General features: G+C 68.6%; 12 protein-coding genes. All 12 read left to right on the forward strand.

The window, feature by feature from the left end; all coding sequences use genetic code 11:
• Nucleotides 1–24: 24 nt before the first annotated feature.
• The gene (locus tag ASE72_RS16200; RefSeq protein ID WP_056023659.1) at nt 25–2,412 is read left to right on the forward strand and encodes a TonB-dependent receptor; all 2,388 of its coding nucleotides are present in this window, start codon (nt 25–27) and stop codon (nt 2,410–2,412) included.
• Nucleotides 2,413–2,489: 77 nt separating this feature from the next.
• On the forward strand, nt 2,490–4,523 hold the full coding sequence (locus tag ASE72_RS16205) for a phosphocholine-specific phospholipase C (protein ID WP_056023662.1): 2,034 nt from the start codon (nt 2,490–2,492) through the stop codon (nt 4,521–4,523).
• Nucleotides 4,524–4,710: 187 nt separating this feature from the next.
• Nucleotides 4,711–4,962, forward strand: coding sequence for a GCG_CRPN prefix-to-repeats domain-containing protein (locus ASE72_RS16210; protein ID WP_056024358.1), 252 nt, complete (start codon nt 4,711–4,713; stop codon nt 4,960–4,962).
• Nucleotides 4,963–5,053: 91 nt separating this feature from the next.
• Nucleotides 5,054–5,488: a hypothetical protein gene (locus tag ASE72_RS16215; protein ID WP_056023665.1), complete on the forward strand. Its 435-nt coding sequence runs from the start codon at nt 5,054–5,056 to the stop codon at nt 5,486–5,488.
• Nucleotides 5,489–5,526: 38 nt separating this feature from the next.
• On the forward strand, nt 5,527–6,093 hold the full coding sequence (locus tag ASE72_RS16220; RefSeq protein ID WP_056023668.1) for an RNA polymerase sigma factor: 567 nt from the start codon (nt 5,527–5,529) through the stop codon (nt 6,091–6,093).
• Nucleotides 6,078–6,479: a hypothetical protein gene (locus ASE72_RS16225; RefSeq protein WP_056024362.1), complete on the forward strand. Its 402-nt coding sequence runs from the start codon at nt 6,078–6,080 to the stop codon at nt 6,477–6,479. The genes ASE72_RS16220 and ASE72_RS16225 overlap by 16 nt, the downstream gene beginning before the upstream one ends.
• Before the next feature lie 2 nt (nt 6,480–6,481).
• Complete coding sequence (locus ASE72_RS16230) at nt 6,482–6,928, forward strand: periplasmic heavy metal sensor (protein WP_056024365.1); 447 nt, start codon at nt 6,482–6,484, stop codon at nt 6,926–6,928.
• Nucleotides 6,929–7,005: 77 nt separating this feature from the next.
• Complete coding sequence (locus ASE72_RS16235) at nt 7,006–8,415, forward strand: DUF1800 domain-containing protein (RefSeq protein WP_056023671.1); 1,410 nt, start codon at nt 7,006–7,008, stop codon at nt 8,413–8,415.
• Between the two features lie 4 nt (nt 8,416–8,419).
• Nucleotides 8,420–9,565, forward strand: a complete 1,146-nt coding sequence (locus tag ASE72_RS16240; RefSeq protein ID WP_056023674.1) for a DUF1501 domain-containing protein — start codon at nt 8,420–8,422, stop codon at nt 9,563–9,565.
• 152 nt (nt 9,566–9,717) lie between these two features.
• On the forward strand, nt 9,718–10,383 hold the full coding sequence (locus tag ASE72_RS16245; RefSeq protein WP_056023677.1) for a dihydrofolate reductase family protein: 666 nt from the start codon (nt 9,718–9,720) through the stop codon (nt 10,381–10,383).
• A gap of 157 nt (nt 10,384–10,540) precedes the next feature.
• The gene (locus tag ASE72_RS16250; RefSeq protein WP_056023680.1) at nt 10,541–11,896 is read left to right on the forward strand and encodes an alpha/beta fold hydrolase; all 1,356 of its coding nucleotides are present in this window, start codon (nt 10,541–10,543) and stop codon (nt 11,894–11,896) included.
• A complete protein-coding gene (locus ASE72_RS16255; protein ID WP_056023683.1) occupies nt 11,893–13,431 on the forward strand; it encodes a GMC family oxidoreductase in 1,539 nt (512 codons plus the stop codon). Before ASE72_RS16250 ends, ASE72_RS16255 begins: the two co-directional genes overlap by 4 nt.
• Nucleotides 13,432–13,439: the final 8 nt, after the last annotated feature.

Raw genomic sequence — 13,439 nt, forward strand, 5'->3', positions numbered from 1 at the left:
TCACAGCAGCCCAAGGGGACCACCATGAACCGTCTTTCCAGCCTGCTCGCGGGTGTTGCCGCACTTGCCATCGCTTCGCCGGTCCTTGCGCAGACGCTGGTCGAGCCCGCATCGCCGTCCTCAGCGTCCCCCGCCCCCCTCCCCGGCCTGGTCACCACGACCACCGATGACGCGTCGACCGGCGAGATCGTGGTCCTCGGCTTCGGCGAGAGCCGGCAGATTCAGAGCATCAATGCGAGCGACCTCGCCCGCCTGACGCCGGGCACGAGCCCGCTGAAAGCGATCGAGAAGCTGCCAGGCGTAAATTTCCAGGCCGCCGATCCGTTCGGCGCCTATGAATGGGCAGTGAGGATCTCGCTGCGCGGGTTCAACCAGAACCAGCTTGGCTTCACGCTCGACGGCGTGCCGCTCGGCGACATGAGCTATGGCAACGTCAACGGGTTGCACATCAGCCGCGCGATCATCTCGGAGAACGTCGCGCGCACCGACGTCGCGCAGGGTGCGGGCGCGCTCGGCACCGCGTCGACGAGCAATCTGGGCGGTACGATCGAGTTCTTCAGCGACCGGCCCCGTGATACCGCCAACGTCACGGGCGGCGGCACCTACGGATCGGACAACACCTATCGCGCCTTCGCCCGCATCGACAGCGGCGACCTCGGCGGCGGCCTCAAGGGCTATCTCAGCTACGGCTATCTGACGACCGACAAGTGGAAGGGCGACGGCGTCCAGCGCCAGCACCAGGCCAACGGCAAGATCGTCAAGGACCTGGGGACGCTGGGCAGCCTGTCGGCATTCCTGAACTTCTCCGATCGCCGCGAACAGGATTACCAGGATCTCAGCCTGGACATCATTCGCCGGCGCGGGCTGCGCAACGACAACATCGCCGACAATTACCCGCTGGCGCTCCAGATCGCCAAGGTCGCGCAAAACCAGGCCGCGGTCGCCGCGGGCGCCGCGCAGCCCTGGGCGGGCGTCGGGACGGCATTTCCCGCAGGCTTCGGCACCGTCGACGATGCCTATTACGACGCCGGCGGCCTGCGTCGCGACTATCTTGGCGGCGTCACGTTCGACGCGCACCTGACGCCCGGACTGTCGCTCACCACGACCGGCTATTACCATGACAACACGGGCCAAGGCTCATGGATCACGCCCTATTCGCCGACGCCCGCAGGCGCCGCCAATGCCGACGGCAGTCCGATCACGGCGCGCAGCCCGCTCGGTTTCCGCACGACCGAATATGCGATCAAGCGCGGCGGCGCACTCAGCAACCTTGCCTATGAAACGGGCGCGAACACGCTCGAACTCGGCGCCTGGTACGAGACCAACATCTTCACCCAGTCGCGCCGGTTCTACGGCATGACCGACAGCGCGACCCCCAATCGCGACGTGCTCGAATTCCAGAAGAACCCCTATCTGACGCAGTGGGACGGCAAATACACCACCGACACGATCCAGTATCATGTCGGCGATACCCTGCGCCTCGCCGACGGCCGCGTCGTACTGAACGCCGGGTGGAAGGGGTTCCACGTCATCAACCGCGCGATCATGCTGCCGGCGACGACATCGCCGCTGGCGGTCGGCCGGATCGACGCGAAGGACTGGTTCCAGCCGCAGGCCGGCGTCCTGTTCAATCTTGCACCAGGCGCCGAGCTGTTCGCGGACTATAAGGAAAACGTCCGCGCCTATGTTTCGTCGGCGACGACAGGACCGTTCTCGACCACGCAGGCTGGGTTCAACGCCATCCGCGACCAGCTCAAGCCCGAGCGTTCGAAGACTGCGGAGGGGGGCCTGCGCTTCCGCCAGGGCCCGATCCAGGCCTCCGCCGTCGGCTATTATATCGACTTCTCCAACCGCCTGCTCGGCTTCGCCAACGGCGCGGGCATCATCGGCAACCCGGCAACGCTGAACAATGTCGGCAGCGTGCGCACCTATGGCGCGGAGGTCGCGGTGAACTACCGCGTGGTGACGCCGCTCTCGCTGTTCGCGAGCTATTCCTACAACAGGTCGAAATATGCCGACGACGTGCTCGCCGCCAACGGCGCGGTGCTCGTCGCGACCGATGGCAGGATGGCCGTCGACAGCCCCGAACACATGCTCAAGGGAGAGATCGTGCTCGAACACGCCGGGTTCACCGCGCGCGCCGGCGCCGACTACATGAGCAAGCGCTACTTCACCTATCTCAACGACCAGTCGGTGCCCGGTCGTGTCCTCGTCGATGCCAGCATCGGCTATCGGTTCGAGGGCGAGGGCCCGCTCCACGGCATCGCGATCGAGGGAAGCGTCACCAACCTGACCGACAAGACCTATGTCTCGACGATCGGCTCGAACGGTTTCACGGCCAGCGGCGACAACCAGACGTTGCTCGCGGGCGCGCCGCGTCAGGTCTTCGTCTCGGTGAAGAAGGGGTTCTGAGCCCCGTGCCGCCGCGCGGGGCTTGCCCCCGGCGCGGCGGCGTAGGACGCTCGATACGTGCCAGCAGCAGGACATCCATGCCCAACGATCGCCGCGCCTTTCTCAAGACACTCGCTGCGATGACCGCGGCGGGCACCCTCCCCGCCTCGATCGCCAGGGCGCTGGCGCTGCCCGCGACGCGCCGCACCGGGTCGATCGCCGACGTCGAGCATGTCGTGATCCTGATGCAGGAGAACCGCTCGTTCGACCATTATTTCGGCACGTTGCGCGGCGTCCGCGGCTTCGGCGACCCACGCCCCGTCATGCTGCCGTCGGGCAAGAGCGTGTTCCACCAGCCGACCCCCGGCGGCGACGCGACCGTGCTGCCCTTCGCGATGGACAGCGTCACGACCAGCGGTCCGCTGATCAAGAGCCTCGATCACAGCTGGAAGGGCGATGCCGCCGAATGGGCACTCTATAACAGCTGGATCAAGCACAAGACCCCGCTGACGATGGGTTATTTCGCGCGCGCGGATATCCCGTTCTATTACGCGCTGGCCGACGCCTTTACGATCGGCGACGGATATTACGCGTCGATCCACGGGCCGACCAACCCGAACCGCATGTTCCTGTTCTCCGGCACGAGCGGGCTGAGCGTCGGCGACGCGGGCAGGCACGCGGTCGAAAATGCGGACGACGGCAACTGGACGGGGGACGCGGCCAGCGACAAGCCCGGGTTCGCCGCTGCGGGGTGGACGACCTATGCCGAGCGTCTGCAAAGCGCGGGCGTCAGCTGGAAGCTCTATCAGGAGCACGATAATTTCGGCGACAACTCGCTCGCCTATTTCAAGGCGTTCCGGGGGTTGGCGCAGGACGACGTGCTGCATCGTCGCGGCCGCGCGATCGTGCCGGGCTCTACCGCGGCAAATTCCAAGGATGGCGACATGCGCCATCTCGTCGCCGCGTTCGCCGCCGACGTCGCAGCGGGCACGCTTCCCCAGGTGTCGTGGATCGTCGCCTCCGCCAAATATTCCGAACATCCCGAGGCACCGCCCGCGTTCGGCGAGTCGTTGACGTCACGGCTGCTCGACGCACTGACCGCCAATCCCGCGGTCTGGGGCAAGACCGCGTTCATCCTCAATTACGACGAGAATGACGGGTTCTTCGATCACATGCCCGCGCCACTGCCGGCGATCTCGCCGACGATGGGGTACAGCAGCATCGACACGCGCGGGGAGAGCTACCAGGGCCAGGCGGTCGGGCTGGGCGTGCGCGTCCCGTTGCTGATCGTGTCGCCCTGGACGCGGGGCGGCTGGGTCAATTCGCAGGTCTTCGACCACACCTCCGTCCTCCGCTTTCTCGAGCGCCGCTTCGGCGTCGCCGAACCCAATATCTCGCCCTGGCGGCGCGCCGTGACCGGCGACCTGACGTCGATGTTCGACTTTGCGGATCCCGATGCGTCGGCGATGCGTGCGTTTCCCGACACATCGGATGCCGCGATCCGCGTTGCCGCCTCGGCGAAACGTCCCGCGCCGACCGTGCCCACCCGCCAGGCTCTGCCCCGCCAGGAGCCGGGCCAGCGTCCGGCACGCCCCCTCCCCTACGCGCTGGAGGTCCACGGCGTCGACGACGGCACGCCCGGCTGGACGCTGGCGTTCGTCAATGCGGGCAGCGCCGCCGCCGTGTTCAGCGTCTACAGTGGCGACGGCAGGGCCGGCCCGTGGTTCTATACCATCGACGCGGGCAAGACCGTCACCGGGCGCTTTGCGACGATGTCGGCGCTCGCGGTGCATGGCCCCAACGGCTTCCTGCGCGAATTTCGCGATCCGACCGGACCCGAGCTGCGCTGCGAACGGCGCGGCACGGGCGACGCGATCGCGCTGACGCTGAGCAATCATGGTGCCGGCAAATGCGAACTGACGGTGCGGGCAAACGCCTATACGCCCATGCCCGCAACGATGGTCACGCTCGAGGCCGGCACCCGGCAAACCGTCATCTACCCGATCGCCGGCAACGACCACTGGTATGATCTCGTCGTGGAGCAAGCCGGTTCGCGCTGGCAGCGGCGAATGGCCGGTCATATCGAGACGGGACGAGCGAGCCGGTCCGATCCCGGAATACTGCACAGCTGATCGCACCAGCTCTGAGCCTTGCCCGGGACCCTGAACGAGGACCCGGCCACCTGATCCGCACCGTAATGACGCCTGCGCGCCAGCGAACTTTTTCGCCGAGATCGCGACGGAAGCCGTGCCTGGTCGCGTTCAAAAGGGAGTTCGCAGCCGCGACAGGCGGTGCGACGGATCCTTGAGGAGGAGCATGATGAGGACGATCCTGCTTGCCGTACTCGCTGCCGGGGCGGCTTTGACGGTGCCGGTACCCGCCGACGCGCGCCAGGGGTGCGGCGTTGGTGCGCACCGTGGCCCCGGTGGCTATTGCCGGCCCAATCGCGGTCGCGTCGTCGTCGCGCCACGCGTGGTGGTCGGACGCTATTACCAAGGCCGCGGCTATTGGGATGGCCGCCGCTATTGGGGCCAACGCTATCGCTGGCACGGCGGCTGGCGCTACCGCTAGGACGAGGTCGACCAGGGACGCCGCCAGCCGCCGTCCCTGTCGGCACCAATGACCCAATTCGCTCCGGGCCGTGTGCCGGATAGGAAAAGCCATGAAGACCATCGTTGAAATGACGTTGCGCGGCGCAGGTCTGGCGCTTGCACTCACCTCCGTCCAAGCCTGCGCGCAACCCGTCGAGCAGGCCGCCACGGCGACCCGCGCAGCACAGGCCGCGCCGGCGGGTCTCACGCGACAGGCGTTCCTGAAACGCCATGCGGAACGGCTGCTGGCACGCGATACCGATGGCGACGGGATGGTGAGCCAGGCCGAGTTCCTCGCCGCCGGTGGCAAGCAGGGGACCGCCAGACGCTTTGCGACACTGGACAAAAATGCCGACGGCCTGCTCGACACCGCCGAAATCGATGCCATGCTGACGCGTCGGTTCACGCGGATGGACGGTAACGGCGACACTGTACTGAGCGCCGAAGAGCGCGCCGCGGTGCGCGCGAGGAGGGGCAAACCCGCACGCGACGCGACCGCGACGTGATGCGGGATCGACCGGCATGGACGTAGGACGGTACGCGGTTGAGCGATCTGGATCCCGATACGACGCTGGTCGAGCGCGTCGGCCGCGGCGAACCGGCGGCGGCGCGGATGCTCGTGGCCTCAAAACTGCCGCGCATCCTCGGGCTCGCCACCCGCATGCTGCGCAACACGACCGAGGCCGAGGACGTCGCGCAGGAGGCGTTTGTGCGCGTCTGGAACCATGCGCGGGCGTGGCAGCCGGGCCGGGCGCGCTTCGATACCTGGCTTCATGTCGTGGTGCTCAACCTGTGCCGCGACCGCCTGCGGCGGCGTCGCGAGGTCACGACCGACACGCTGCCGGAGACGATCGATCCGGCCCCCGATGCGGAAGCGACGTTGCTGGCCGCCGAGCGTGGCCGGGACGTTGCCGCGGCAATCGCCGCGCTGCCCGAGCGTCAGCGCGAGGCAATCCTGCTGGTGCATTATCAAGATCTGTCCGGCGCGCAGGCTGCGCTGGCGCTCGATATCAGCGTCGAAGCGCTCGAATCGCTGCTGGCGCGTGGCCGGCGGACGCTGCGCGCGCGGCTCGCCGCGCCACGAGAGGATGAGGCATGCGTGAACCAATGACCCTCGATCGCTTCCGCGCACTTGCGGATGCCTATGGCGGTGTCATCGCGCGCTGGCCCGAGGATCAGCGGAACGCCGCGATGCGGTTCGCGGCGCACCCCGAGGCGGTGACGATCCTGCAGGAGGCGTCGGCGGTCGATACGATGCTCGACGCGTGGAGCGTTCCCGCGCCAGCATCGTCGCTGTCAGACCGGATCGCCGGCCGCCGGGCCATGCCGCACCCGAGCCCCGCCGGACGCGTTCGCTGGTGGTGGTCCGGGATCGGGATCGCAGCGGCGCTCGCGGGTGCTGCATCGGGTACCGCGGCGGTCGCGACGGTGTCGCCGGGCGATGCGCCGCAGGAAAACGTCACGTCGTTCGGTGCCGTCGATCTGCAGGAGGGATGACCATGACCAAGCTTCGTATCGCGATCCTCGTCTCGGTCGTGCTCAACCTGTTCCTGGCGGCGGCGCTGGTCGCGGGCTTCGTCTCGCTACGGACGGGGGGCGGGATGATCAACGCCGGGTCGCTCAGGATCGCAGGCGCCGAATTGCCCAAATCCGAGCGCCGGCCATTCCGGATGGCGTTGCGCGAGGCGCGTCGCGCGATGCGGCCGACGATCGTGCAGGCGCGCACCGCGAAGGCCGAGGCCGCGCTGTTGCTGCGCCAGCCGGTGCTTGACCAGGCGGCAGTCGTCGCCGCGCTCGACCGCGCGCGCGCCGGCGACATGGCGGTGCGGGCGGCGGTGGAGCGTCGCGCGGTCGCCTTCGCCGCGACGCTGACACAGTCGGACCGCGCGAAGCTTGCCGACGCGATGCAACGCCGCGCCGGGCGCGTGCCCCCGCCGCGCAACTGACGTCGCGCGATTCACGCCGCGCCGGAAAACGGCGCCACGCGCGTTGAAGTCACTGGTACATCATCGAGGTACGAGCATTGCCTGTCCAACCCGCCTTCCGATCGCCCGCCGCGATCGCGCTGAACCGCTTCGGTCTGGGTGCGCGCGCGCGCGACCTTCCGCCCGCCGATCCGAGCCGCTGGCTGGTCGATCAGTTCGAACGGTTCGAGGTTCGTCCCGCGGGGTTCGCCGCGCTCGACGATGCCGGGAAAGCGGTGCAGCGCTATCAGTCCGAGCAGCAGGCGATCCGCCGCGCCGCCCGGCAGGATACAGGCGTCGATCGGAAGCCCGATCTCAAGGCGGGGCGCCAGGATTTTCGCCAGGACATGCAGGCGCTCTATCGCGCGGGCGTCCAGGCCCGCGCCGACAGCGCGCTCGCGACCGAGGCGCCGTTCGTCGAGCGCATGGTGCATTTCTGGTCGAACCATTTCTGTATCTCGGCCGACAATCCGCAGACGACCGCCTATGCCGCCGCATTCGAGCGTGACGCGATACGGCCGCACGTGCTTGGCCGCTTCGCCGATATGGCGCTGGCCGCCGAACGGCATCCGGCAATGCTCATCTACCTGAACCAGATCCAGTCCATCGGTCCCCAAAGCGCAGCCGCCGCACGCAATCCCGACCGCAAGCGCGGCCTGAACGAGAATCTGGCGCGCGAGATCATGGAGCTTCATACGCTTGGCGTCCGGTCGGGCTATACGCAGGGCGACGTCACCGAATTCGCGCGCGCGTTGACGGGCTGGACGGTCGACGGGCTGGGCGCGGGACGCGATGCGGACGGAGACGCGAACCAGTTCGCGTTCAAACCCGCACGACATGAGCCGGGCACGCGCACGATCCTCGGCAAAGCCTATCCGCAGGAGGGCGAGGCGCAGGCGCGCGCGGCGCTGACGGACTTCGCGCAGGCCCCCGCGACCGCGACGCACGTCGCGACCAAGCTCGCCCGCCATTTCGCCGGCGACGCGCCACCACCCGCGATGATCGCGCGGCTCGCGGCAAGTTTCACGCGCAGCAAGGGCGATTTGCCCACGCTCTACCGCGCGCTGATCGCGTCGCCCGAGGCATGGGTCGCTCGCCCCACCAAGTTCAAGACGCCGTGGGAATGGTCGATCTCGTCGTTGCGCGGGCTCGGTCGCCGGCAGGCTGGGCAGATGCAGATGGCCGCGTTGCAGATCCAGCTCGGCCAGCGTGTCTGGAAACCCGGTACGCCCGCCGGGTGGGACGACGTCGCCGCGAGCTGGGCCGGCTCGGACGCGCTGCTGCGCCGCGTCGAGATCGCGCAGCGTCTGGCCGCGCCGTTCGGCGATACGATCGATGCGCGCACGCTGGCGCCCAGGATCATGCCCGCATCGCTGGGCGCCGCGACCGCGGAGCAGATCGCGCGTGCCGAAAGCCCGACCAGCGCGCTGGCGCTGATGCTGGTCTCACCCGATTTCCTGAGGAGATGATCCGATGATCGCCCGTCGCAGTTTCCTGTCCACCGCCGCGATCGGCGCGGGCGCGCTGTTCGTCGCCCCCGGCCTCGCGCTCGCCACCGTGGCGACCGACCGCCGGTTCGTCTTCATCATCCAGCGCGGCGCGGCGGACGGCCTCGACATCCTCCGCCCGACGGGCGATCCGGCGTTTGCAGGCCTTCGCGGGGACCTGGTCGGGGATGGCGCGGGGACCAGACTGGATAGCATGTTCTCGCTGCATCCAGCGCTCGCCGAGGTCGGCCGGATGTATGGGCAGGGCCAGGCGCTGTTCGTCCACGCGGTCGCTTCGCCTTATCGCGACCGGTCGCATTTCGATGGCCAGAACGTGCTCGAAACGGGTGGCGCGCAACCCTATGTCGTGCGTGACGGCTGGCTCAACCGGCTGGTCACGATGCTCCCGCGATCGAGCGACGAGGCGATCGCGATCGCGCCAACGGTGCCCACCGCACTGCGCGGTTCCGTCCAGGTCGCGTCGTTCGCGCCGTCCGCGCTGCCGCATGCAGCGGACGACCTCATGACGCGCGTGACCGCGCTCTACGCCGAGGATCCGCAACTCCACACCGCCTGGGCCGCCGCGCTCGAGACGAAAGGCTTAGCGACCGGTGCGAACAGCGGACAGGACCCCGCGAGCCTTGGCCGCCTCACCGCCAGTTTCCTGACCAAGCCGAACGGCCCCCGGATCGCGATGCTCGAAACGCTCGGATGGGACACGCACACCGCCCAGAAAGGTCGGCTGGCAAACCAGCTCAAAAAGCTCGACGCGATGCTCGCCGCGCTGCGCGACGGCCTCGGCCCGGTCTGGGCGAATACGACGGTGCTCGTAGCGACCGAGTTCGGCCGCACCGTGGCGGTCAACGGAACCGGCGGGACGGACCATGGCACGGGATCGGTGGCGATGCTCGTCGGCGGTGCGGTCAAGGGCGGCCGCGTGATTGCGGACTGGCCGGGGCTGGCGCCCGCGAACCTCTACGAAGCGCGCGACCTGCGCCCGACGGGTGCGCTCGACTCGCTGATCGCTGGTGCCGCCGCGGAAAGTCTTGCGCTCGATCCCGAGCGGGTCGGGCGTGGCCTGTTCGCGCAGGCGACGCGCGACCGCCCGATGGCGGGTCTGCTCCGCATCTGAGCCATGACAGCCAACATGCCGGTAGCGCGGACGCTCGCCACGCGAGGAGACGCTGGTTCAGGCCCTGCGGAACGGCAATTCGGCGCTTGCGGCGCGACGGTTTCGCGCAGAAAACGTCACGCAGCATGGCATCCACCGAAAGGAGCTGATCGATGCGTAAGCTGGCCGGCGCGGCGTTCGTGTCGCTTGACGGCGTGATGCAGGCCCCCGGAGGACCGACCGAAGACCCGACGGGCGGTTTCGCCCTGGGCGGCTGGGTGTTCGGCGTCGGCGACGACGTGATCGACCCGGTGCTGGGCGGACTATTCGAACCGCCGTACGCGCTGCTCCTCGGCCGGCGGACCTACGACATCTTTGCGGCCTATTGGCCGTTCGTCGAGGGCGAGATGGCCGATATGGGGGACGCGTTCACCGCGGCCGACAAGTATGTCGTGACGGACAGCGATCAGCCGCTCGAGTGGGCGAACAGCCATCGTCTCGACGGCATCGCCGCGATTGGCGCGCTGAAGCAAAGCGACGGTCCCGACCTGCTGATCCAGGGATCATCGACGCTGTACCCGCCGCTGCTGGCGGCCGGGCTGATCGACGAACTGGTGCTCATGACCTTCCCCGTCGTGCTCGGCACCGGCAAGCGGCTGTTCGGCGACGGCACGCCGCCGGGGACGCTGCGGCTGATCGACCAGCAGGTCGGCGCGAAGGGCGTGATCGTCACGCGCTGGGCACCGGCCGGGCCGGTCGCGATCGGTCCCCACCCGCATCCCAGCACCAGCGCAGCGGAAGCCGAACGCCAGCGCCGAATGATTGAGGGACGCTGGTAGTCCCGTCGCGGCCCCGCACCTCTCGGCACAGGCTTCCACGTTTGCGCTGGCCGCGCGCAAACGGACGGTAAATTGATTCAGATCACCCTGACCGGTTCGAGCCAAGGAACGGACCGGTGTCTGCATCGTCCGGCAGGGGATAGAATCGCGAGGTTACATGCCCGGACCAACTTTGGTGTTCCTACACGCGCTTGGCGCCAGCGGCCGGGAATGGCGGCAGGTCGTCGACGCGTTGCCCGACCATGACTGCGTTGCTCTGGACCTGCCGGGATTCGGCGACGCGGCGGATGCGGGTCACGCCGACGTAGAGACACTGACGGACTGGCTCGCAGACGAGATCCGCTCGCGCGACCTCACCGCGTGCGTGCTCGTCGGGCATAGCATGGGCGGCAAGGTCGTCACGCTTGTGGCAGCGCGCGCCGCAGCGGGGGAGATCGGCTTGTCGGGCGTCCTCGGCGTGGTGCTGGTTGCGGCATCGCCCCCTGCCCCCGAACCGATGGACGAGGATCGCCGCGCGGAGATGATCGGATGGTTCGCCGACGGGCAGATTGCGCGCGAAGACGCAGCGACCTTCGTCGATGCCAACACCGCGACGCCGCTCACGGGATCGTTGCGCGATCAGGCGATCAACGACGTGCTGCGCTCGAGCAGGGACGCCTGGGTCGGCTGGCTCGAACGCGGCAGCCGCGAGGACTGGAGTGCCGATGCGGGGCGGATATCGATCCCCGCGCTGATCCTCGCGGGCGCCGAAGACGGCGACCTCGGCGAGGACGCGCAGCGCCGGCTCAACCTGCCGCATTATGCCACCGCCGTGGTGAAGACAGTCGAGGGGGCGGCGCACCTCATCCCCTATGAACAGCCGCAGCGTCTCGCCGCGTTGATCCGCGGTCACGCGACCGCGGTCGCGCACGCGATGTTGCCGCCGGCTTTTGCCCGGCTGCTCGGGTCCGACCGCGTCAGCCACCGGACGCGCGGCGTTATGCTCGACCGGATGCGTCCGCCGCCGCCGCGCGCTGCGATCTGGACGGACGAGCACAGCGCGACCGTCGCGTCGCTCGTCGCGCAGATCCTGCCCGATTGCGGCGCCGACCGCGACCTGGCGGATCGGATCCTTGCCGGCATCGCCGAGGGCACCGGCGACGGCTGGCGCTTCGCCGCCTTGCCCCGCGATGCCGAGGCATGGGAACGCGGGCTCGCGACGCTGAACGCAGCCACGGGCGGCTTTTCCACGTTGGCGCCTCAGGCCCAGAGCGAATGGCTGGACCGGATCGCCAGCGGCGCTGTCGGTATCGAGGAGGATGAAGCGCATCTTTCCCCCGCACAGATGACGCTCTGGTTCGAAGACGTCCGTGCCGAGACGGTCCGCGTCTGGATGTCGTTGCCGGCAACGATGGCGGCGATCGTCTATGACGGCTTTGCGGTAGGCGGCGATGGTCGGCGCAAGCAGGGCTATGCCCGCACCAGTGCCGGTGATCGGGAAGCATGGCAGCCCTCGGCGGAGCGTCGGTCATGAGGACGCCACGCCATGCCGCGACGGATGTCGTCGATGCGGTCGTGATCGGCACGGGTGCCGGAGGCGCGCCGCTCGCCGCGCGTCTTGCACAAGCGGGGCTTTCGGTCGTGGCGCTGGAGGCCGGCCGTGCGTTCCGGCCCGACGAGCATGTCGCCGACGAGGTCGCGGCCGATATCTACTGGATGGAGGAACGACTGAGCGGCGGATCGACGCCCACCGCGTTCGGATCGAACAATTCGGGTATGGGCGTCGGTGGCTCGACGTTGCACTGGGGAGCGTTCTGCCCGCGTCCCGACGCGCGCGACCTGCAACTGAAGACGCTGACCGGCGAAGGCGCCGACTGGCCGATCGCGCATGCCGAACTCGTCCGCTACATCGAGGAGGTGGAGCAGGACACCGGCGTATCGGGGCCAGCGGACTATCCCTGGGATCCCGCACGCCGCTATGCCTATCCCCCCGTCGCGCGCAACGCGTCGGCCGATGCGATGGCGCGCGGCTGCGCGGCGGTCGGGATCACCGCGACCGATGCCCCCGCCGCGCTGGTCTCGCGCGATCGGGATCAGCCGCACTGGGGACAGCGGCAAGCTTGCGTCAACTGCGGGACCTGCCACCAGGGCTGCCGCAACGCTGCCAAGACGAGCATGGACACGACCTATCTGCCGGTCGCGGTGGCGCATGGGGCCGAGATCCGCGCCGGCGCACGCGTGGTGTCGTTCGCGTTCGACGCAAGCGGCCGGATCAATGCGGTCGTGTATCACCAGGGTGGCCAGGAGCATCGCCAGCGCTGCTCCGCCGTTTTCCTGTGCGCCGGCGGTGTGGAGACACCGCGCCTGTTGCTGAACCTCGGCATCGCCAATTCGAGCGGTCAGGTCGGGCGCAACTTCATGGCGCATGTCGCGACGCAGGTCTGGGGCCGGTTCGACGCCGAGATGCGGATGAACCGCGGCTATCCCTCGTCGCTGATCAGCGAGGACATGATGCGACCCGGCGATGCCGGCTGCGCGGGGGGCTATCTGATCCAGAGCCTGGGCGTGCTGCCCGTCAATCTCGCCACCGGGCTGGCACGCGGCGCGGGTCTCTGGGGCGAACGGCTCCAGACGATCCTTCGCGGCTACAACCGGATGGCCGGGATCGGCATCAACGGCGAGTGCCTGCCGCATGCCGACAACCGGCTGACGCTCGCCGACGAGGTCGACGGCTTCGGTCACCGCAAGGCGCGGATCGACTTCAGCTATCATGCGAACGAACAGGCGATCGATCGCCACGCGCGGCGCACGCTCACCGACATCTGGGCCGCGGCGGGTGCGCAGGATATCTTCGCGGTCGATCGCTCGGCGCATACCATCGGCACCTGCCGCATGGGGCATGATGGCGACGAGGCGGTGGTCGACCCCGACGGCCGCAGCTTCGACGTTCCCAATCTGCTGATATGCGACAACTCCGTCTTCCCGAGCGCGCTGGCGGCCAACCCCGCGCTGACGATCATGGCGTTGTCGCTGCGCACCGCCGACCGTTTTCTCGCATCGCGTTTTTGAGGAGATCA

The organism is Sphingomonas sp. Leaf20 (assembly GCF_001421535.1).
Taxonomy (GTDB): Bacteria; Pseudomonadota; Alphaproteobacteria; order Sphingomonadales; family Sphingomonadaceae; genus Sphingomonas.